This window comes from Rhodococcus sp. NPDC058521, assembly GCF_042719695.1.
Taxonomy (GTDB): Bacteria; Actinomycetota; Actinomycetes; order Mycobacteriales; family Mycobacteriaceae; genus Rhodococcus_F.
This window is the reverse complement of the sequence record NZ_JBHXNL010000009.1, coordinates 64,038-83,394: the sequence shown is the minus strand read 5'-3', so window position 1 is coordinate 83,394 and position 19,357 is coordinate 64,038. Positions and strand designations below refer to the sequence as shown.

At 66.0% G+C, this 19,357-nt stretch carries 25 protein-coding genes; 19 read left to right on the top strand and 6 right to left on the bottom strand.

What is annotated here, in order from left to right:
• The first annotated feature begins 4 nt into the window (after positions 1-4).
• Positions 5-1,159: an 8-amino-7-oxononanoate synthase gene (locus tag ACFWO3_RS15270; RefSeq protein WP_378579256.1), complete on the top strand. Its 1,155-nt coding sequence runs from the start codon at positions 5-7 to the stop codon at positions 1,157-1,159.
• Positions 1,156-1,878, top strand: a complete 723-nt coding sequence (gene bioD, locus ACFWO3_RS15265; RefSeq protein WP_378579073.1) for a dethiobiotin synthase — start codon at positions 1,156-1,158, stop codon at positions 1,876-1,878. Before ACFWO3_RS15270 ends, bioD begins: the two co-directional genes overlap by 4 nt.
• Here the strand turns inward: bioD and ACFWO3_RS15260 are convergent.
• Positions 1,831-2,889 carry a lipase family protein gene (locus ACFWO3_RS15260; RefSeq protein WP_378579255.1) on the bottom strand — a complete coding sequence of 353 codons (1,059 nt, stop codon included), beginning with the start codon at positions 2,887-2,889 and terminating at the stop codon, positions 1,831-1,833. The genes bioD and ACFWO3_RS15260 overlap by 48 nt on opposite strands.
• A 98-nt stretch (positions 2,890-2,987) precedes the next feature.
• A complete protein-coding gene (locus ACFWO3_RS15255; protein WP_378579069.1) occupies positions 2,988-3,620 on the bottom strand; it encodes a TetR/AcrR family transcriptional regulator C-terminal domain-containing protein in 633 nt (210 codons plus the stop codon).
• 153 nt (positions 3,621-3,773) lie between these two features.
• On the opposite strand from ACFWO3_RS15255, the gene bioB reads away from it, so the two are divergent.
• The 3 genes from bioB to ACFWO3_RS15240 are packed head-to-tail and all read left to right on the top strand — an operon-like array spanning position 3,774 to position 5,616.
• On the top strand, positions 3,774-4,787 hold the full coding sequence (bioB, locus tag ACFWO3_RS15250) for a biotin synthase BioB (RefSeq protein WP_378579065.1): 1,014 nt from the start codon (positions 3,774-3,776) through the stop codon (positions 4,785-4,787).
• Entirely contained in the window at positions 4,787-5,029 is a 243-nt protein-coding gene (locus tag ACFWO3_RS15245) for a hypothetical protein (RefSeq protein ID WP_378579062.1), read from the top strand. The genes bioB and ACFWO3_RS15245 overlap by 1 nt, the downstream gene beginning before the upstream one ends.
• A gap of 11 nt (positions 5,030-5,040) precedes the next feature.
• Entirely contained in the window at positions 5,041-5,616 is a 576-nt protein-coding gene (locus ACFWO3_RS15240; protein ID WP_378579059.1) for a DUF2567 domain-containing protein, read from the top strand.
• Between the two features lie 4 nt (positions 5,617-5,620).
• Here ACFWO3_RS15240 and ACFWO3_RS15235 read toward each other — a convergent pair whose 3' ends face one another.
• Positions 5,621-6,310 carry an NUDIX domain-containing protein gene (locus tag ACFWO3_RS15235; protein ID WP_378579057.1) on the bottom strand — a complete coding sequence of 230 codons (690 nt, stop codon included), beginning with the start codon at positions 6,308-6,310 and terminating at the stop codon, positions 5,621-5,623.
• Between the two features lie 78 nt (positions 6,311-6,388).
• Between ACFWO3_RS15235 and nadA the strand changes: the two genes are divergently transcribed.
• From nadA to nadC, 3 genes are read left to right on the top strand one after another with little or no spacing between them, the layout of a single operon-like run.
• The gene (gene nadA / locus ACFWO3_RS15230; RefSeq protein ID WP_378579054.1) at positions 6,389-7,423 is read left to right on the top strand and encodes a quinolinate synthase NadA; all 1,035 of its coding nucleotides are present in this window, start codon (positions 6,389-6,391) and stop codon (positions 7,421-7,423) included.
• Entirely contained in the window at positions 7,420-9,003 is a 1,584-nt protein-coding gene (locus ACFWO3_RS15225; protein ID WP_378579052.1) for an L-aspartate oxidase, read from the top strand. Before nadA ends, ACFWO3_RS15225 begins: the two co-directional genes overlap by 4 nt.
• Positions 9,000-9,872 (top strand): carboxylating nicotinate-nucleotide diphosphorylase, encoded by an 873-nt coding sequence (gene nadC, locus ACFWO3_RS15220; protein ID WP_378579048.1) that lies wholly within the window; start codon positions 9,000-9,002, stop codon positions 9,870-9,872. The genes ACFWO3_RS15225 and nadC overlap by 4 nt, the downstream gene beginning before the upstream one ends.
• 24 nt (positions 9,873-9,896) lie before the next feature.
• On the opposite strand, the gene ACFWO3_RS15215 is transcribed toward nadC, so the two are convergent.
• From ACFWO3_RS15215 to ACFWO3_RS15205, 3 genes are read right to left on the bottom strand one after another with little or no spacing between them, the layout of a single operon-like run.
• Positions 9,897-10,256, bottom strand: coding sequence for a VOC family protein (locus tag ACFWO3_RS15215; protein ID WP_378579046.1), 360 nt, complete (start codon positions 10,254-10,256; stop codon positions 9,897-9,899).
• A 29-nt stretch (positions 10,257-10,285) separates the two neighbouring features.
• Entirely contained in the window at positions 10,286-10,639 is a 354-nt protein-coding gene (locus ACFWO3_RS15210) for a tail fiber domain-containing protein (RefSeq protein ID WP_378579044.1), read from the bottom strand.
• A gap of 50 nt (positions 10,640-10,689) precedes the next feature.
• Entirely contained in the window at positions 10,690-10,818 is a 129-nt protein-coding gene (locus tag ACFWO3_RS15205) for a hypothetical protein (RefSeq protein ID WP_378579042.1), read from the bottom strand.
• Positions 10,819-11,205: 387 nt separating this feature from the next.
• Between ACFWO3_RS15205 and hisD the strand changes: the two genes are divergently transcribed.
• Genes hisD through hisI form a run of 11 tightly spaced genes read left to right on the top strand, consistent with a single transcriptional unit; the run spans position 11,206 to position 19,232 of the window.
• Complete coding sequence (gene hisD / locus ACFWO3_RS15200; RefSeq protein WP_378579038.1) at positions 11,206-12,543, top strand: histidinol dehydrogenase; 1,338 nt, start codon at positions 11,206-11,208, stop codon at positions 12,541-12,543.
• Positions 12,540-13,673 carry a histidinol-phosphate transaminase gene (locus tag ACFWO3_RS15195; RefSeq protein WP_378579036.1) on the top strand — a complete coding sequence of 378 codons (1,134 nt, stop codon included), beginning with the start codon at positions 12,540-12,542 and terminating at the stop codon, positions 13,671-13,673. The genes hisD and ACFWO3_RS15195 overlap by 4 nt, the downstream gene beginning before the upstream one ends.
• On the top strand, positions 13,670-14,284 hold the full coding sequence (gene hisB, locus ACFWO3_RS15190; RefSeq protein WP_378579034.1) for an imidazoleglycerol-phosphate dehydratase HisB: 615 nt from the start codon (positions 13,670-13,672) through the stop codon (positions 14,282-14,284). The genes ACFWO3_RS15195 and hisB overlap by 4 nt, the downstream gene beginning before the upstream one ends.
• A gap of 4 nt (positions 14,285-14,288) precedes the next feature.
• The gene (locus ACFWO3_RS15185) at positions 14,289-14,441 is read left to right on the top strand and encodes a hypothetical protein (protein WP_378579031.1); all 153 of its coding nucleotides are present in this window, start codon (positions 14,289-14,291) and stop codon (positions 14,439-14,441) included.
• Positions 14,442-14,457: 16 nt separating this feature from the next.
• The gene (locus ACFWO3_RS15180) at positions 14,458-15,636 is read left to right on the top strand and encodes an MFS transporter (protein WP_378579029.1); all 1,179 of its coding nucleotides are present in this window, start codon (positions 14,458-14,460) and stop codon (positions 15,634-15,636) included.
• Between the two features lie 10 nt (positions 15,637-15,646).
• Positions 15,647-16,282 carry an imidazole glycerol phosphate synthase subunit HisH gene (hisH, locus tag ACFWO3_RS15175; protein ID WP_378579027.1) on the top strand — a complete coding sequence of 212 codons (636 nt, stop codon included), beginning with the start codon at positions 15,647-15,649 and terminating at the stop codon, positions 16,280-16,282.
• Positions 16,279-16,524: a hypothetical protein gene (locus ACFWO3_RS15170; protein WP_378579025.1), complete on the top strand. Its 246-nt coding sequence runs from the start codon at positions 16,279-16,281 to the stop codon at positions 16,522-16,524. Before hisH ends, ACFWO3_RS15170 begins: the two co-directional genes overlap by 4 nt.
• 18 nt (positions 16,525-16,542) lie before the next feature.
• Positions 16,543-17,283, top strand: coding sequence for a bifunctional 1-(5-phosphoribosyl)-5-((5-phosphoribosylamino)methylideneamino)imidazole-4-carboxamide isomerase/phosphoribosylanthranilate isomerase PriA (priA, locus tag ACFWO3_RS15165; protein ID WP_378579023.1), 741 nt, complete (start codon positions 16,543-16,545; stop codon positions 17,281-17,283).
• Between the two features lie 4 nt (positions 17,284-17,287).
• Positions 17,288-18,103, top strand: coding sequence for an inositol monophosphatase family protein (locus ACFWO3_RS15160; protein ID WP_378579021.1), 816 nt, complete (start codon positions 17,288-17,290; stop codon positions 18,101-18,103).
• A 14-nt stretch (positions 18,104-18,117) separates the two neighbouring features.
• Complete coding sequence (gene hisF, locus ACFWO3_RS15155; protein ID WP_378579019.1) at positions 18,118-18,891, top strand: imidazole glycerol phosphate synthase subunit HisF; 774 nt, start codon at positions 18,118-18,120, stop codon at positions 18,889-18,891.
• Positions 18,888-19,232, top strand: coding sequence for a phosphoribosyl-AMP cyclohydrolase (gene hisI, locus ACFWO3_RS15150; protein ID WP_378579016.1), 345 nt, complete (start codon positions 18,888-18,890; stop codon positions 19,230-19,232). The genes hisF and hisI overlap by 4 nt, the downstream gene beginning before the upstream one ends.
• Positions 19,233-19,357 lie beyond the last annotated feature (125 nt).

Sequence of the window (19,357 nt, the reverse complement as noted above, 5' to 3'; positions counted from 1 at the left end):
GAGTATGGTCCTGGTTGTGGGCACCGAATGTACTTCCTTGACCTGGCTGGACGACATCGCCGAGGCTCGTCGTGACGCCGGCGTGCGACGTGAGCTACGCCCGCGCCGGGAGGCCGGCGAACCCATCGACCTCGCCTCGAACGACTACCTCGGCCTGGTCCGTCACCCCGACGTCGTAGCGGGGGCGATCGAGTCCGTCCGTGGTTGGGGCGCAGGTGCCACCGGCTCGAGACTGGTCACGGGTACGACCACCGAGCACGGGTTGCTCGAACGCGAGTTGGCGGAATTCGTCGGTGCGGAGTCCGGTTTGGTGTTCTCGTCGGGCTACGCCGCCAACCTCGGGGCGGTGACGGCTCTTGCCGGTCGGGACGCCCTGGTGATCTCGGACGCAGGATGCCACGCGTCGCTCGTCGACGCGTGCCGGCTGTCCCGTTCGCGCGTGGTGGTGGCACCGCACAACGACCCGAGCTTCGTGACGGATGCCCTGGCCACCCGCAGCGAGGCCCGTGCCCTCGTGCTCACCGACTCGGTGTTCAGCGCGGACGGTGACCTCGCACCGGTGCGAGAACTGCACAGCGCGTGCCGGGAGTACGGGTCGTTACTACTGGTGGACGAAGCGCACGGAATCGGAGTGCGAGGCCGGGGTGGCCGCGGACTGGTGCACGAGGTGGGACTGGCCGGAGAACCCGATGTCGTGGTGACGGCAACCCTGTCCAAATCGTTGGCGAGTCAGGGTGGCGTGGTGCTCGCCGACGAGAAGGTGCGGGCTCACCTGATCGACGCGGCCCGCACATTCATCTTCGACACAGGATTGGCGCCTGCTGCCGTCGGAGCGGCGCGGGCAGCCCTGGGGGTGCTGCGCCGCGAACCGGACAGGGCGCGTCGCGTTCTCGCACGCGCCCGGGATCTGGCCGACATGACCGGTGCTGCTTCCGCACAGTCGGCCGTGGTGTCGGTGATTCTCGGCGACCCGCAGCGCGCATTCGACGCAGCGGCGGAGTGCCGGTCCCGAGGGTTGCACGTCGGATGCTTCCGGCCGCCGTCGGTGCCCGAGGGAACGTCGCGTCTGCGACTGACGGCGCGGGCCACATTGCACGACGACGACATGGCGCTGATCGAATCGGTCCTGACCGATGTGCTGATGGGTGCGCGCGCATGAGTGTTCTCGTGGTTACCGGCACCTCGACGGATGTGGGCAAGACGGTAGCGACGGCGGCGGTGGCCGCGATGATCGGTGCGTCGGGGCGCACCGTCGGGGTGTGCAAGCCCGTCCAGACCGGGATCGCTCCCGGTGAAGACGGCGACCTGGCCGAGGTCGCGCGCCTGTCCGGTGTGGAAACACTGGTCGAGCTTGCGCGCTATCCGGACCCGTTGGCTCCGGACACGGCGGCGCGCCGGTCCGGACGGCCGATGATCTCGTGCTCCGACGTCGTCGCAGCGGTCGAGGAGCTCGCCGAGACGCACGACGTCGTTCTCGTCGAGGGGGCGGGCGGCCTGTTGGTGCGTATGGGCACCGACGGTTTCACCGTGGTGGACGTGGCTGCCGGTCTGGAAGCGCCCGTCGCGGTGGTAGCTGCTGCAGGCCTCGGCACACTGAATCATTCCGAACTGACTGTTCGTGCGCTCGGTGCCGCGGGGTTGTCGTGCAGTGGACTGATCGTCGGGTCCTGGCCGGACGAGCCCGGGCTCGCAGACCGGTGCAACCTCGACGATCTACCGCAGGTGACGGGTGTGCCCGTGATCGGGCGGATTCCGGCGGGCAGCGGCAGTCTGGGCCGTGCGGGTTTCGTTGCGGCCGCACCGGGTTGGTTCGAGTCGAACTGGGTTGATTCACTGGCCGAACAGGCCGGCGACGAACGGAGTCGTGTCGGGCAGTGACGCCGGCATGGTGGGCAGATGCCCGGTCGGGTAGGTGTGGAATTCGAATCGCTCACCGTTCGCTGTCAGTTGCGCTGCCAGCGTGAAGGTCAGGGGAGCGGGCACCATCGTGTCTGCGAGCCCCTGTCCGATGAACAGGGGTCGGTCGTAACCCGCAGTGGGCACGCGCAGCGCGCTGCGCGCCGCATCGAGGAACACGGGATCGTCGAGCGAACGTGACAGCAGGTCCCCTATGGTCGTGCCGTGCAGATGCTCGGCTGCGTCCGCATAGCAGTATCGCTCCGCGATCTCCAGGGCTGCACGACCGTTCGGGCTCAGAAACGAGTCGATGTCGACGTCCGGTCGGGCCGCCCGAAGACCGGCGAGTGCATACGCGATGAACACGGTGCTTCCCTCGAGCGGGATTTCCGGAAAGTCGGGGCCACCGAGGACTGCCAGATTCTCGATGTTCGACGGGGGACCGGTCGCGACCGCTCCGCGAAAATCGAGTTCGGGGGCGTACTCGGTCGCGATCGAGGCTGTTGCGAGGGCGGCATGGCCACCCTGCGACTGCCCGATCGTCACCCATCGTGACGACAGTTCGGGTTCGACGGCCCTGGCTGCACGAACCATGTCGACGACGGCGTGCGCTTCGGACGGGCCGTCCAGATATGGGTGCAGACCTGGGGTGCCCAGTCCCACGTAGTCGGTGGCGACGAGCGCGTAGCCCTGGGAAAACCAGTGCGTCACATACGCTCCGCCGATCAAGCCGGTCCTCGTCGGTGCGCATTCGTCTGCGATTCCGACGGTGCCGTGAGCCCAGGACACGACCGGCCATCCGCCCTCGGGGGCACGGCCGGGTGGTACGAACACGGCGCCCGTGCTCAGTGCGGGACCGTTCGGGCCGATGGTTCGGTAGGTCACCAGATGGGCACGTTCTGCGCCGTCCAGCCACGATTGCGTCGGCAGTGCTCCGATCTCGACGACCGTGCCCGGGGAGTCCTGCGCGAGGGCCGACGGCGCGCCCGTCATCACCGCGACGACGGTTGTCGCGAGGACGGCGATCACGGAGCGAATCAGCACCTGCGCACTCCTCTGCCTGATGAGCAAGGTGCTTCAAGTGTGCGCCGTCAGTGGTGTGGGGCGGAGTCTTTCAGTCGGGTGCGAATGCCGTCCACGAACAGTGTCAGCCCGAAATCGAAGCGCGTGTCCGGGTCACCGGCCTGCAGATCGTCGTCGTAGTCGGCCAGCGCCGACTCTGGTGCGCCCGGCGCGATCGAGTCGCGCGTCAACGCGCCGACCGCCGCCATCTGGGTATGGGACTGTTCGTCCACCGTGTGCCCGAGCACGTAGTACAGCAACGAGTACGACGCCAGTTCGGCGTGTTCGGGGCGCAGCCCGGACAGCGCGGCGGCACCGGCGAAGCTCTCACGAACGCGGCTGTTCGTCATCCGGGATGCGTAGGTGGCGGAGACGAGCTCGGCGGCATCGCGGTGCGTGAGCAACGCGGAGCGGAGGCGACGTGCGAGACCGGTGAGTCGTTCGGACCACTCTTCGGACAGACCGTCGGTGGCGTCGACATCTTCGACGATCCGGTCGGCCATGGCCCCCAGCAGTGTCTGCTTGTTGGGGAAGTGCCAGTACAGGGCTCCCGGTTGGACGTCGAGAGACGTTGCGAGCCGACGCATCGTCAGGTCGGCCAGACCGTATTCGTCCAGAATCGCCATCGCCCCGTTCAGGACGTCGGCTCGTCTCAGTTGCACTTCTTCGGCTCTCCGTCGTTTCGGGTCGGTTCGGACCGACCTTTGACACCATTCCACCACGGATCTAACGTGAACGCCGTTCAACTTGTACGGTGTTCAATTCCACATCGTCCAATTTCAGACCGTTCGGTTCCAGCCCTTCAGGAGATTCGTGTGACGTCGGCCCCGGTCCAGACAGACATTCTCGCCATTGCGCGTGAGCAAGTTCTCGAGCGCGGAGAACCGCTGACCGAAGCGCAGGTTCTCGAAGTGTTGCAGCTGGGCGACGGCCGCCTCGAAGACCTGCTGTCGCTCGCGCACGACGTGCGGATGAAGTGGTGTGGCCCCGAGGTCGAGGTCGAGGGCATCATCAGCCTCAAGACCGGTGGTTGTCCCGAGGACTGTCATTTCTGTTCGCAGTCGGGTCTGTTCCAGTCGCCCGTGCGCGCAGCGTGGCTCGACATCCCGTCGCTCGTCGAAGCGGCGAAACAGACGGCGAAGTCCGGTGCGAGCGAGTTCTGCATCGTCGCCGCGGTCCGTGGGCCGGACGAGCGCCTGCTCGCACAGGTCGCGGCCGGTATCGAGGCCATTCGCAACGAGGTCGACATCCAGATCGCATGCTCGCTGGGCATGCTCACCCAGGAGCAGGTCGATCAGCTCGCGGCAATGGGCGTGCACCGCTACAACCACAATCTCGAAACGTCGAAGTCCCACTTTCCCGAAGTCGTCACCACCCACACGTGGGAAGAGCGGTGGAACACGTTGCGCATGGTGCGCGAGGCCGGAATGGAAGTGTGCTGCGGAGGCATCCTCGGCATGGGTGAAAGCCTCGAGCAGCGGGCGGAGTTCGCCGCGAACCTGGCGGAACTCGAACCCGACGAGGTGCCACTCAACTTTCTGAATCCTCGCCCTGGAACCCCGTTCGGCGACCTCGAGGTTCTCCCCGCGAGCGAGGCGCTCAAATCCGTTGCGGCGTTCCGGCTGGCACTCCCGCGGACGATTCTCAGGTTCGCCGGTGGTCGTGAGATCACTCTCGGCGATCTCGGTGCGCAGCAAGGCATCCTGGGTGGCATCAACGCAGTCATCGTGGGCAATTACCTGACGACCCTCGGTCGGCCTGCCGAGCAGGATCTCGACCTGCTGGTGGACCTTCAGATGCCCATCAAGGCTCTGAACGACACGCTGTGATGATTCCCGTTCAGGCGGGGGCCGACGACGCGGCCGAGGTGAACTTCAACGTGTACACGGGCCGTCGCCTCGTCGAAGGTGTCGACGACGTCGTTCCGACGTCCGCGCAGCTGGGTCTCGAGCCACCGCGATTCTGTGGGGCGTGCGGGCGTCGGATGATCGTCCAGATCAGTCCGGACGGATGGTGGGCGAAATGTTCCCGTCACGGCGTGTTCGATTCGATCGGCCTCGGGCGGAGGTAGCGTCGGTCCGCGTGAAGGATCTTCGGGGAACCCCACTCGGTGCTGCTGCGGTCGCCGTGTGTGCGGTGGTGGTCGGCAGCGCGTTGATCGGAATCGTTTGGGGTCTGCTCGCCCCGGCGGAACACGATCTCGTCCTCTCGTCCGGACGGTTGCTTCCGCTCACGGGTGAGAGTCTGCATCGATTCGATGCCGCTGCTCTGCTCGCCTGTGCTGGGCTGGTCGTCGGCATCGTCTCGGCCGCCGCGGTGTGGGTCGTCCGGGGCGCTCGTGGGCCGCTCGCGGTTGCCGGGGTGCTGATCGGTTCCGTCGTGGGTGCCGCGGTGATGGCAGGTGCCGGGACAGGAGTCGCGGGCCTGCGGTTCCCCGAGCCTGCGAACCTTCAGGTGGGGGACGTGGCCGCGGTGGCAACCGGAATCGGCTCGTGGCTGGTGTTGATCTTTCAGCCCCTCGCGGCTTGCGTGACCACACTGGTTCTGGCTGCGCTCAATCCCTACGACGATCTCGGAGTGTCGAAGTCTCCTGACGAATCGGTGGACGGGGCCGATTCCGAGGAGATCGCCGAGGACTCGCGACGATCGGTGGGCTAGGCGTTCACGAAGGCGGTCGCAGGGCGGCGAATTCGTCCGTCACTCGAAGCGTGGAGTCCGTGAAGCGGTACAGGGCCGGAGGGCGTCCTCCCGCCTTACCCGATTTGGCCGTGTGCCCGGTGGCGGTGAGTACTCGTCGTCGACCGAGTACCCGTTGAAGGTTCGTCGCATCGACCTGGTACCCGAGTGCGGCGCAATAGATTTCCTTCAGCGTCGACATCGCGAACTCCTCGGGTGCGAGGCCGAACGCGATATTGGTGTAGGAGAGTTTCGCGGCGAGGCGATTGCGAGCATGGCGGACCACGGTTCCGTGGTCGAAGGACATCGGGGGGAGGGCGGACACGGGGTGCCAGGCGGTGTCGGGAGGAAGTTTCGGGTCCGATGTCAACGGCACGAGTCCGAGAAACGTCGAGGCGATCCGGCGTGGGCCGGGTACGCGATCCGGCGCGCTGAACACCGATAGTTGCTCGAGATGCGCGACTTTACGGACATCGACCTTCTCGGCCAGTTGGCGGTGTGCGGACGTCGACAAGTCCTCGTCGCCACGCAGCGTGCCGCCGGGGAGTGACCAGGTTCCCTTGGCTGGATCGAGTGCGCGTTGCCACAGGAGAACGGCGAGTTCCGGTTGTTCCACCCCACGAACCTGGAAGACCGCCGTGAGGACTTCGTGGGTGGCGGTGTTACTATTGGGCACGTTTTCGATCCTAAGTCGAAAACCTTGAATCAGGAAATCCGGGCCAGCCCGCTCGGGTTCACGGTGAAGGAGTACGCCATGACGAGCACGTTGTGGGCGGGGAACACCTCGCAGATCCAGGACGGCCCCGGCGGATACACGGGCGTCGAGGCGAACGAAGAGTGGGCCGCCGAGATCAAACGCCTGGCACGTGCGCGCGGGGCAACTCTGCTGGCGCACAACTACCAGCTCCCGGCAATTCAGGACGTTGCCGACCACGTCGGTGACTCGCTCGCGCTTTCCCGAATCGCCGCGGAAGCGCCCGAGGACACGATCGTGTTCTGCGGCGTCCATTTCATGGCCGAAACGGCGAAGATCCTCAGTCCGCAGAAGACCGTCCTGATCCCCGACGAGCGCGCCGGCTGCTCGCTCGCCGACTCGATCACCGCGGACGACCTGCGCGCCTGGAAAGAGGACTACCCGGACGCCGTCGTGGTGTCGTACGTCAACACGACCGCGGAGGTGAAGGGTCTGACCGACATCTGCTGCACCTCCTCGAATGCGGTGGACGTCGTCGCGTCGATCGACCCCGACCGGGATGTGCTCTTTTTGCCGGACCAGTTCCTCGGCGCTCACGTCAAGCGTGTGACGGGCCGCGAGAACATGCATATCTGGGCTGGGGAGTGCCACGTCCACGCCGGAATCAACGGCGACGAACTGACGGCACAGTCCAAGTCGCACCCCGACGCCGAACTGTTCGTCCACCCGGAATGCGGGTGTGCCACGTCGGCGCTCTATCTCGCCGGCGAAGGATTCGTGCCCGAGGACAAGGTCAAGATCCTGTCGACCGGCGGCATGCTCGATGCGGCACGTGAGACCGGCGCCAAGCAGGTCCTCGTCGCCACCGAGGTCGGAATGCTGCACCAGCTCCGCAAGGCAGCGCCCGAGGTGGACTTCCAGGCGGTCAACGATCGCGCATCGTGCCCCTACATGAAGATGATCACCCCGGCCGCTCTTCTCCGGTGCCTGGTCGAGGGCAAGGACGAAGTTCACGTCGACGGGGCGACGGCGGAGCGGGCGCGTGCGTCCGTCCAACGCATGATCGCCATCGGCAATCCTGGCGGAGGCGAGTGACGATGCCCGTCCCGGGGGTCACCTGGGAAGACCACGCCGATCTGGTCGTGGTCGGTGGTGGCGTCGCGGGTCTGACGGCGGCCCGGACAGCGGCGCGTTCGGGCTTGCGCGTCCTCACGATCGGCAAGGGCGGGAAGCTGGACACCGCAACGCAGTTCGCGCAGGGCGGCGTCGCAGTGGTCGACGGCCACGACCCGGCCGACTCCGTCGACAGCCACGTGGCCGACACGTGCACAGCAGGAGCAGGACTCTGCGACGAGGTCACGGTGCGGTCGATCATTGCAGCAGGTGACGGTGCCGTGTCCGCGCTCGCCGATCTGGGTGCCACGTTCGACCGTGGGCCCGACGGATATCTTGCGTACACCCGGGAAGGCGGTCACAGCGCGGCGCGGATCGTGCACGCGGGTGGTGACGCCACGGGCGCCGAGGTTCAGCGAGCAAGCGCACTGGGGTTGCTCGTCCTGCAAGACTCGATGGTGGTACGAGTTCTCACCGGCACTCGGGGTGTGACCGGGGTTCTGGTGCAGTCGCCGAAGGGGCTCGGTGTCGTGCACTCCGCGGCGGTTCTTCTCGCGACGGGCGGGCTCGGTCAGCTGTACTCGTGCAGCACGAATCCGCCCGGAGCCACTGCAGACGGCATCGCACTGGCACTGGACGCCGGCGCCGTGGTGGCGGATCTGGAGTTCGTTCAGTTTCATCCCACCGTTCTGTATGCCGCAGGTGGTGTCGGTCGTCGACCGTTGATCAGTGAGGCAGTCCGCGGCGAGGGTGCGTCGCTGGTGGATGTGGACGGTAGATCGGTGACCGCGGGAGTCCATCCGAGTGGCGATCTGGCACCTCGTGACGTGGTGTCGCGTGCGATCGCGCAGCGGCTCGCGGATACTGGCGCCGACCATGTCTTCCTGGATGCCCGGACCGTCGAGTGGTTTGCGGCGAGGTTCCCCACGATCACGGCGTCGTGCAAAGAATCCGGGATCGATCCACGTACTCAGTTGATACCGGTTGCCCCCGCCGCGCATTACTCGTGCGGTGGTGTCGTGACCGACTCCCACGGCCGCACAGCGGTTCCCGGTCTGTACGCCGCAGGCGAAGTCGCGAGGACCGGTTTGCACGGCGCCAACAGATTGGCATCGAACAGTCTTCTGGAAGGGCTGGTGGTCGGGGAGCGAGTCGGCGTCGCTGCGGGCGAGCGGGTCGGAACGAGCACCGAAGTGGGAGAGGCGATCATCGCGCCGACGTCCTTCGTGCCGCGCCCGGAACTGCAGCGTCTCATGACCGAATCCGCTTCCGTCCTTCGCGACGGCACGGGATTGGCCGACCTGGCGGACCAGCTCGACTCGCGGGCGCTACCCACCGCTTCGATGTCCCCCGCGGTATGCGAGGACGCTGCGCTGACCCTCGCCGCGTCCGCCCTGGCACTGGCTGCGTGCGCGCGAACCGAAAGCCGTGGCTGCCACACGAGGACGGATCATCCTGCGACTTCGGACGAGTTGCGGCGCAGTATTCATATCCGACTACTCGACGGCAGGCTTGCCGTCGAAGATGATCTCGAACACCAACTGACAGGAGTGCGGGGATGACCGAAGGCGTGCTGCTGGGAAGCGGCCTCGACCGCGAGGAGATACTCGAGCTGCTCCGGACGGCCCTCGACGAGGACCTTCGATACGGCCCGGACATCACCTCCGTCGCTACCGTCCCCGCCGACGCAGTTGCCGAAGCATCCGTGGTTTCGCGCGGACACGGAACCGTCGCGGGAATCGACGTCGGGCTCCTGGTGCTCGACGAAGTGATCGGCGCCGGCGAGTACCAGGTGCTCGAACGCGTAGCCGACGGCACCCGAGTGACACCAGGTCAGGCAGTGCTGACGGTCTCCGCACCCACGCGTGGCCTCCTGACCGCCGAACGCACGATGCTCAATCTGCTGTGTCATCTCTCGGGCATCGCCTCGGCCACGGCTCAGTGGGTCCAGGCCGTGGACGGCACCGCTGCGAAGATCCGGGACAGCCGTAAGACTCTGCCGGGTCTGCGTGGTCTGCAGAAGTACGCCGTTCGGGTCGGGGGCGGCGTCAATCACCGCATGGGGCTGGGGGACGCGGCACTCATCAAGGACAATCATGTTTCGGCTGCCGGTTCGGTGGTTGCGGCGTTGCGCGCGGTCCGCGCAGCGGCTCCCGACCTCGAATGCGAGGTCGAGGTCGACGATCCGAAGCAGTTGGAAGAGGTCCTGGCCGAAGGCGCAGAGTTGGTGCTCCTCGACAATTTCCCGCTGTGGCAGACCCAGATGGCGGTACAGAAACGCGATGCGATCTCACCGTCGACGAAACTCGAGTCCTCCGGCGGGCTGACCCTCGACGTGGCCGCCGATTACGCCGCAACCGGAGTCGACTTCCTCGCAGTCGGCGCCCTCACGCATTCGGTCGGTGTTCTCGACCTCGGTCTGGACATGTAGCGGTCTCGACGTGTAGCGCGTCTGTCAGCTGGTTGCCCAGACACCGAGTTCGTTGCCGCTGGGATCGGTGAAACGAAAACGCCGCCCTCCGGGGAAAGTGTACGGCGCCTGCAGGATTCGGCCGCCCGCAGAATCGACTCCGGCGACGCTCGCATCGAGGTCGTCGGAGTACAGGAGTACCAGGACGCCTCCCGCACGAGGTGTCCCGCCGACTCCGGACAGCCCACCCACTTCGCCGTCTCCGTCGGCTGCCCGGATTCCGGAGTACTCCGGGCCGTAGTCGTTGAACGTCCATCCGAACGCATCGCGATAGAACGCGCGGGCGCTCTCCATGTCGTCCACGGGAATCTCGATGTAGTTCAGGGTGTGATGTGTGTTCGTCATGGGCGCACGCTAGCCCAGCGGGCCGACATCTAACGCTCGCCCGTTTCCTCCTGGTCCCGGCGTGCCATTTCGCTCTCGATCAGGGTCAGTCGCCGGTGGAGCGCCTGAATGCTGGCCATGCACACGCCGTTGGCATCGACTGCTGCGATGTGGCGCGGGTCGTCGCCCAGGCCGAAGGTGCGGGCAAAATCCTGGGCGGTCGGGCCGAGGTGGCGAACCGAATCGTGATCGAACCCGTATGTCCAGGTGCTGATGGGGAGTCCGGCGAGCCTTTCCAGAACTTCGTTCGCGCCACCCGGAACTGGCTCGGACGACGAGACACCCCGCCGCCTGGTCACGTGCGAGTGAATCCAGGCGACCGGGTGTCGGACGCCGGCGCTCATTCGTGTTCTTCGCGGCTCCCGGGCGTCGTCGGTGCGTGGCACCACGTGGCCTACTCGGTGAGTTCTTCGATGTCGTATTTGATCGTGGCGTCACTGAGCAGAACTCCCGCTCCGGCGCCCAATAACCCGAGGCCGATGCCGACGGCAGCGCCTCCCAGTCCGATCGCCAGTCCAAGCATGATTCCTCCAGGTTTCGATCGTGCAGATGAGTGCGGGAACGTGCCGGTAACCGTTCGGGGTTCGTGATCTCCCGTGCTCCGAGTACTCTCCACGTTCCTCCGTCGAGCGTGCCGTGACAAGGGTGTGAACCCGGTATATGGCCAGTTCCAAGGCTATTTTCAGGTTCGCAAACCGGGTTCGCGGTCTGCTATGTGAAGGCTGTCGTCCAGTGGCGCAGGAGCGGCGCCAGTGCCCGGAAACGGGGTCGTGCACTGCGCCCGGATGCACCGGTGGGACCGAAGTCGCGTCGGTGCTGGATAATCGAGGACAGAGGGATGTGTTCCGGCCGTGACCTTCATGTCGGGGCACCCGGTCTTCGAGTCGCACATTTTCAGGAAGGACCCAAGATGCTTGCCCGCACCGACCTTCGCGGTCGTACCCCATCCACGGCCGAACTTCGCGCCGCGCTGCCCCGAGGTGGAGTGGATGTGGATGCGGTTCTGCATCAGGTTCGCCCGGTGGTCGACGACGTCCGCGATCGCGGCGTCGAGGCGGCACTCGAACTCAGCGAGAAGTTCGACGGTGTACGTCCACAGCAGGTGCGGGTTCCTCGTGCCGAACTCGATCGGGCGCTCGGCGAACTCGACCCGGGGGTTCGCGCGGCACTCGAGGTGGCGATCGAGCGCACCCGCAAGGTCCACGCGGACCAACGGCGAACCGACACCACCACCGAGGTGGTCCCCGGTGGTGTCGTCACCGAGCGGTGGGTTCCTGTCGATCGGGTCGGGCTGTACGTCCCGGGCGGGAACGCCGTGTATCCCTCGAGTGTCGTCATGAACGTGGTGCCCGCCCAGGCGGCCGGTGTCGGTTCGCTCGTGGTTGCCTCGCCGCCGCAGGCTGCATTCGGCGGATTGCCGCACCCCACAATTCTCGCCGCGGCAGCACTCCTCGGCGTCGACGAGGTGTGGGCAGTCGGTGGGGGACAGGCGGTCGCCCTGCTGACCTACGGCGGCTCTGATACCGACGGCGCCGAACTGGCTCCCGTCGACCTCATCACGGGCCCCGGCAACATCTACGTGACAGCCGCGAAGCGGTTGTGCCGTGGCCTCGTGGGAATCGACGCGGAGGCCGGCCCCACCGAGATCGCAATTCTCGCGGACAGCACTGCAGATGCCGTGCACGTGGCCGCGGACATGATCAGTCAGGCCGAACACGACGTGATGGCGGCGAGCGTGCTCGTCACCACGAGCCCCGAGTTGGCCGATGCGGTGGACGCTGCGCTGAGCGCTCAGTTGGAAACGACGAAGCACCGCGAGCGCGTCACCACGGCATTGTCCGGATCGCAGTCGGGCACTGTTCTGGTGTCCGACATCGAAGCCGGACTGCGTGTGGTCAACGCCTACGCCGCCGAGCACCTGGAGATCCAGACCGCGGACGCGTCCGCAGTGGCGGCGAAGGTCACCAGTGCGGGCGCCGTCTTCGTCGGTCCATGGGCGCCGGTCAGCCTGGGTGACTACTGCGCGGGTTCGAATCACGTGCTGCCGACCGCGGGATGTGCTCGTCACTCCTCGGGTCTCAGCGTGCAGACGTTCCTGCGCGGAATCCACGTGGTCGACTACTCGGAGTCTGCTTTGAAGGAGGTCTCCTGCCACGTCGTCGCGCTGGCGAACGCCGAGGATCTGCCCGCCCACGGCGAGGCGGTTCGGTTGCGTTTCGAGTCTCTTCGTGGGGATGGTGCGCGATGACCGCACCCGGATCGTCGATCGGGGTCGGTGACCTGCCGATCCGCGAGAATCTTCGTGGCAAGTCGGCATACGGTGCGCCGCAACTGTCGGTGCCCGTACAGCTGAACACCAACGAGAACCCGCATGCGCCGACGAAGGCGCTGGTCGACGATGTCGCCGAGTCGGTTCGTGCGGCGGCACGGGAGCTGCACCGCTATCCGGACCGAGACGCCGTCGCGTTGCGGACCGATCTGGCGACGTACCTGACCCGCCAGACCGGGGTTCCCGTGACGGTGGACAACGTATGGGCCGCCAACGGTTCCAACGAGGTTCTTCAGCAGCTTCTGCAAGCGTTCGCCGGCCCCGGCCGGTCCGCGATGGGATTCATGCCCTCGTACTCGATGCACCCGATCATCTCCGACGGCACCGATACCGAGTGGCTCCCGGTGTATCGGCGCGACGACTTCGCCCTCGACGTGGACGTCGCGGTCGATGCGATTCGCGAGCGTCGCCCGGACGTGGTTTTCGTGACGAGTCCCAACAATCCGACCGGACACAGCATCGGCCTCGCAGAATTGCGGCGTGTGCTCGAGGCTGCACCCGGAATCGTGGTGGTCGACGAGGCATACGCCGAGTTCTCGGACGCACCGAGCGCGATCGGCCTCATCGACGAGTTCGCGACGAAGTTGGTCGTTTCCCGGACCATGTCGAAAGCCTTCGCGTTTGCCGGAGGCAGACTCGGATACCTTGCTGCGGCACCGGCATTCGTGGAGGCGCTATTGTTGGTCCGTCTGCCGTACCACCTTTCGGTCGTCACTCAGGCGGCGGCGCGTGCAGCGTTGCGGCACGCGGACGAGACGCTTGCGAGTGTTCACGCACTTGCGGCGGAACGCGTCAGGGTGTCGAAGGCTCTCGCGGACACGGGGTTCAGGGTGATTCCGAGTGACTCGAATTTCGTCCTGTTCGGAGAGTTCGCGGACAGTGCAGCCGCGTGGCAGGCATATCTGGACCGCGGAGTTCTCATCCGGGACGTGGGCATTGCAGGGTATCTTCGCACCACGATCGGCCTACCGGCCGAGAACGACGCCTTCATCGCAGCGAGCGACGAGATCGCTGCGACCGAACTCGCCAAGGCAGGAGAGCACGGATGACCGATCGGATCGCCAGGGTCGAACGGACCACCAAGGAATCCAGCATTGTCGTCGAGTTGAACCTCGACGGGACGGGCCGCGTCGACGTGTCGACCGGAGTCCCGTTCTTCGATCACATGTTGAATGCCCTCGGTTCGCACGCCAGCTTCGATCTGTCGGCACAGGCGAAGGGCGACGTCGAGATCGACGCTCACCACACTGTGGAGGACACGTCGATCGTGTTCGGTCAGGCCCTCGGCCAAGCGCTGGGAGACAAGAAAGGCATTCGTCGTTTCGGTGACTCCTTCGTTCCGATGGACGAGACCCTCGCCCACGCCTCCGTCGATGTGTCCGGTCGGCCGTACTGCGTTCACACCGGCGAGCCCGATCACCTGGTCCACTCGGTGATCGGTGGATATCCCGGTGTCCCGTACGCGACGGTGATCAATCGGCACATCTTCGAGTCGATCGCCCTGAATGCGCGTATCGCACTGCACGTTCGGGTTCTCTACGGACGCGATCCACACCACATCACCGAGGCCGAGTTCAAGGCGGTCGCCCGGGCGCTGCGCGAGGCGGTCGAACCGGACCCGCGCGTATCCGGTGTGCCTTCGACCAAGGGCAGCTTGTGATCGGATGAGTGCGCTCTGGGTCTATGTGCTGTTCATCGTTGCCGGTATTGCGGTCGGCGGGTCGTATTCGATGTGGAAGATCAACAAGCTCGCATCCGGCGTGCTGTTGGCGATTGCCGTGCTTGCGGCTGTGGCAGGGATTCTCAGGTTGATGTAGTGATCGGGGTGAGGTGATGGCCGCGCAGGCAGATTCTTCACATACGCAGAGCCTGCTTCGAACCCCCGGTCTGCTCACCGCGATGGCGATGGGCGGCGCCGCGTTCGGGGGCTGGGCACTGCTCTTGCCTGTCGTTCCGTTGGTCGTCTCGGCGGCAGGAGGTTCGGATGCTCTCGCCGGAAGTGTGACGGGCATCTTCATGGCGGCGACCGTCGTGACTCAGCTCATGGTTCCGTCGATGCTCCGCCGGTGGGGACACCGGGTGGTACTGGCCTTGGGGTGTGTGCTGCTCGGGCCGCCGTCGCTCGTGCTGTTGCTTTCGACGGACGCGGTCCCGGTTCTCGCGGTATCGGCGGTGCGGGGCTCGGGATTCGGCATGCTCACCGTTGCCGGAAGCGCTCTCGTGGCCGAACTGGTGCCCAGGAGCGCATTGGGACGGGCAACCGGTGCACAGGGGATCGCCATATCCGCGGCGCAGGTGATCGGGTTGCCCGCCGGGCTCGCCGTCTACCAGCGTCTGTCGGAAGTTCCGGTGTTCGTGCTGGGCGCACTCGTGCCGATGGTCGCCGTGGCGGCCATCAGTCGGTTGCCGAACATTCGGCCGCATCCTCGGACGGGCGAAGCGGGACGTCTCCCGATCACGATGATCCTGGTGCCTTGGTTGGCGATTGCAGTGGTGGCGGCGGCGTTCGGCGGTCTGTCCAGTCTGCTGCCGATCGCGATATCGGATCGGGCGGCGCTCGCCGGTGGGGTGCTCGCCGTCGTCAGTGCGGCGACTCTGGTCGGTCGGTACACGGCGGGAACTGCTGCCGACCGACTCGGACCCGGACGGGTGCTCGTTCCGGCCATGGCGTCGGCCGTCTTCGGCCTGGCGTGCTTCTCGGTTGCCGTGGCGATCCATGCGCCGTCGTGGCTTCTCGTCGTCGGTGCTGTCGGGTTCGGGTTCGGTTTCGGTGCGGTGCAGAACGAGTCGCTCGTCATGATCTTCACGGCCTCGGGTCCCGCGAGGTTCGGTGCGGCCAGCGCCGGGTGGAACATCGGATTCGACGCCGGCACCGGAATCGGAGCACTCACTCTGGGGATCACTGCGGCGGTGGCCGGTTACGTGTGGGTGTTCGGAGTGGCTGCGGTTGTGGTGACCGCAGTCGCCGCGACCGCAACGGTGGTCGGCGCACGTGTCGATCGCGCCGGATAAGGTTGTCGGCATGAGCGCTTCCACGATCGCCGTGCTCGACTACGGTTCCGGCAACCTGCACTCCGCCACGAGGGCGCTGGCCCGTACCGGTGCGCAGGTCGAGGTCACCTCCGACATTCAGACCGCACTCGATGCGGATGGTCTCGTCGTGCCCGGTGTCGGAGCCTTCTCCGCGTGCATGGAGGGTCTGAAGTCGGTACGGGGTGAGCGCATCATCGGACGGCGCCTTGCGGGTGGCAGGCCGGTGCTCGGCATCTGCGTCGGAATGCAGATTCTCTTCGAGAAGGGTGTCGAGTTCGGCGTCGAGGCCGAAGGGTGCGGGGAGTGGCCCGGGACGGTCGATCAGTTGCCGGCCGATGTGCTGCCCCACATGGGTTGGAACACGGTCGAGGCGCCCGCCGACAGCACCCTCTTCGCGGGCATCGACGCGGACACGCGCTTCTACTTCGTGCACTCCTACGCCGCGCAGAAGTGGGAGTTGCCGACACCGGAGCGAATAAAGCCACCAGCGCTCACCTGGGCCGAGCACGGCGGCAGGTTCCTGGCAGCGGTCGAGAACGGAGCGCTCTCGGCGACCCAGTTCCACCCGGAGAAGTCCGGTGATGCGGGTGCTGCGTTGCTCGAGAACTGGGTGAAGAGCTTGTGAGCGACGATTCGGACGACTTGTCCATCGGGAGGCTCGCCGTCTACTCGCTCGGGGCAGCGGTGGCCGTGCTCGTCGTCGCCACGACGCTGATCGCGGTGCTGCAACCGAGTGCAGGTGTGTCGCTGGCCATCGCGGGCGTCGGTCTCCTCGGTGCGGTGGCGGCAATGGGTTTCGTGTCCAAGTGGATGACCCGCCGTGCGTACGGCGACGACGGTGACCCGAAGCCCGGTTCCGACGCCTGACCGACTAGGGTTGGCGCAGTGAGCCTGGTCCTTTTGCCTGCTGTGGATGTCGTCAACGGTGAAGCTGTTCGCCTCGTTCAGGGGGAGGCTGGAAGCGAGACCGGTTACGGATCTCCTCGCGACGCCGCTCTGGCGTGGCAGAACGACGGTGCGGAGTGGGTGCACATCGTCGACCTGGATGCGGCGTTCGGCCGTGGATCCAATCGTGAACTTCTCGCCGAGGTGATCGGTGAACTCGACGTGAACGTCGAGCTTTCCGGCGGAATCCGTGACGACGATTCGCTCGAGGCTGCGCTTGCCACCGGCTGTGGCCGAGTCAATCTCGGAACCGCTGCGATCGAGAATCCCGAGTGGTGCGCGTCCGCCATCGCGAAGCACGGTGAGAAGATCGCCGTCGGACTGGACGTTCGACTCGTGGAGGGCAGCTATCAGTTGCGTGGTCGCGGATGGGTCACCGAGGGCGGCGACCTGTGGGAGACGGTTGCTCGGCTCGACCGCGACGGTTGTGCCCGTTACGTTGTCACCGACGTGACCAAGGACGGCACTCTGACCGGACCGAACCTCGAGCTGCTTGCGCAGATGTGCGATGCGACGGATGCGCCGGTCGTGGCTTCGGGTGGCATTTCGGCGATCGACGACCTCGTCGCGATTTCGGGACTGGTGGATCGCGGTGTCGAGGGGGCAATCATCGGCAAGGCTTTGTACGCCGGCCGATTCACGCTGCCCGACGCTCTGACCGCGGTGTCGAATCGAGGTTGAGACAGTGAGCCTGGCCCGCGATCCGCGAGAACTGCTCGCCACGGCGAGTGAGCTGCTCGACGGTGTCCACGAGCGATTCGTGGCAGGGGTCGGGGCACCGAGTGCCGTGCACAAGGGCGCGGACGATTTCGCCACCGCAGTCGACCTCGAGCTCGAGAAACGCCTCGCCGTCGAGCTGCTCGAACGCACCGGAATCCCCGTTCACGGTGAGGAATTCGGTGGACCCGACGTGGCCGAGGGCACGGTGTGGGTGCTCGACCCGATCGACGGCACGTTCAACTATTCAGCCGGACTTCCCACTGCCGGCACGCTTCTTGCGCTCTTGGACGACGGTGTTCCCGTGATCGGGCTGACGTGGTTGCCACTCGTGGGTCGTCGCTACGCCGCACTCGAAGGTGGGCCGCTTCTCGAGAGCGGGCGACCGGTTCCGCGGTTGACGAGGACTACTCTGGCGGCCTCGATCGTGGGGCTCGGCGCGCTCAACGTGGACAGTCGTGGGCGCATTCCGGGTCGCTACCGACTCGAGGTGTTGACCGAACTCAGCCGGTTCTCCTCCCGCATTCGAATGCACGGCTCGACGGGCGTCGATCTCGCTTTCACCGCGGCTGGAATTCTGGGCGGTGCAGTGGTGTTCGGGCACAATGCATGGGACAACGCAGCAGGAGTGGCGCTGGTCCGGGCGGCGGGTGGCGTCGTCACCGACCTCGCCGGCGAGCCGTGGACGGTGGATTCCGGTTCGGTTCTTGCCGCAGCGCCCGGCGTACACGAAGAGATTCTCGACATTCTGGGATCGCTGGGTGATCCACGAACTCGGCCTTGAGGAGGGCGTACGACATGACTTTGGCAGTTCGGGTGATCCCGTGTCTCGACGTCGACGCAGGTCGGGTCGTGAAGGGTGTGAATTTCGAGAATCTCCGCGATGCCGGTGATCCCGTCGAACTTGCCGCCATCTACGACGCCCAGGGTGCCGACGAGCTCACTTTCCTAGATGTGACCGCATCCACGTCCGATCGAGGCACCATGCTCGAGGTGGTGAGCCGGACGGCCGAGCAGGTGTTCATTCCGCTGACCGTCGGCGGTGGCGTCCGCACTGTCGAGGACGTGGATCGATTACTGCGTGCGGGAGCCGACAAGGTCAGCGTCAACACGGCTGCCATCGCACGCCCTGAACTGCTGCGCGAGCTCAGCCAACGATTCGGATCGCAGTGCATCGTTCTCTCGGTCGACGCACGCACGGTGCCAGAGGGTGGCGAGCCGACACCTTCCGGCTGGGAGGTCACAACACACGGTGGCAAGCGCGGCACGGGTATCGACGCTGTCGAATGGGCGGTACGTGGCGCCGAACTCGGTGTGGGAGAGATTCTTCTGAACTCGATGGACGCCGACGGCACGAAGGCCGGCTTCGATCTGGCGATGATCAAGGCTGTCCGGGGTGCGGTGCACGTTCCGGTGATCGCCAGCGGGGGAGCGGGTGTGGTCGGCCACTTCGCACCTGCCGTCGAGGCCGGCGCCGATGCGGTGCTCGCCGCGAGTGTCTTCCACTTCGGTGACATGACGATCGGCGAGGTCAAGGCATCGATGCGTGAAGAAGGGATCACGGTCAGATGAGTATCGATCCGAAGATTGCGGCCAGACTGAAGCGAAACGATGCCGGACTCTTCACTGCGGTTGCGCAGGACCGCTCGACCGGTCGGGTCCTGATGGTTGCCTGGATGGACGACGAGGCATTGGCTCGCACACTCGAAACCCGAAAGGGCACATACTTTTCGCGGTCTCGGCAGAAGTATTGGGTCAAGGGCGAGACGTCGGGGCACACGCAGTACGTCCACGAGGTCCGGTTGGACTGCGACGGTGATGCGGTGCTGCTCGTCGTCGATCAGGAGGGTGCCGCGTGCCACACCGGTGCGGACACCTGCTTCGACGAGGACGTGCTACTCGCGGCGGAGTAGCGCCCGGGGGAGATACGAACGTTTCGCGGCGGGTGAGGAACAGGGAGCCGATCGAGCCGACCCAGACGAGCAGTGCGAATGCCGCCAAGCGCTCGGTTCCGCCCGTTCCCAGTCCGGCGTCGAGT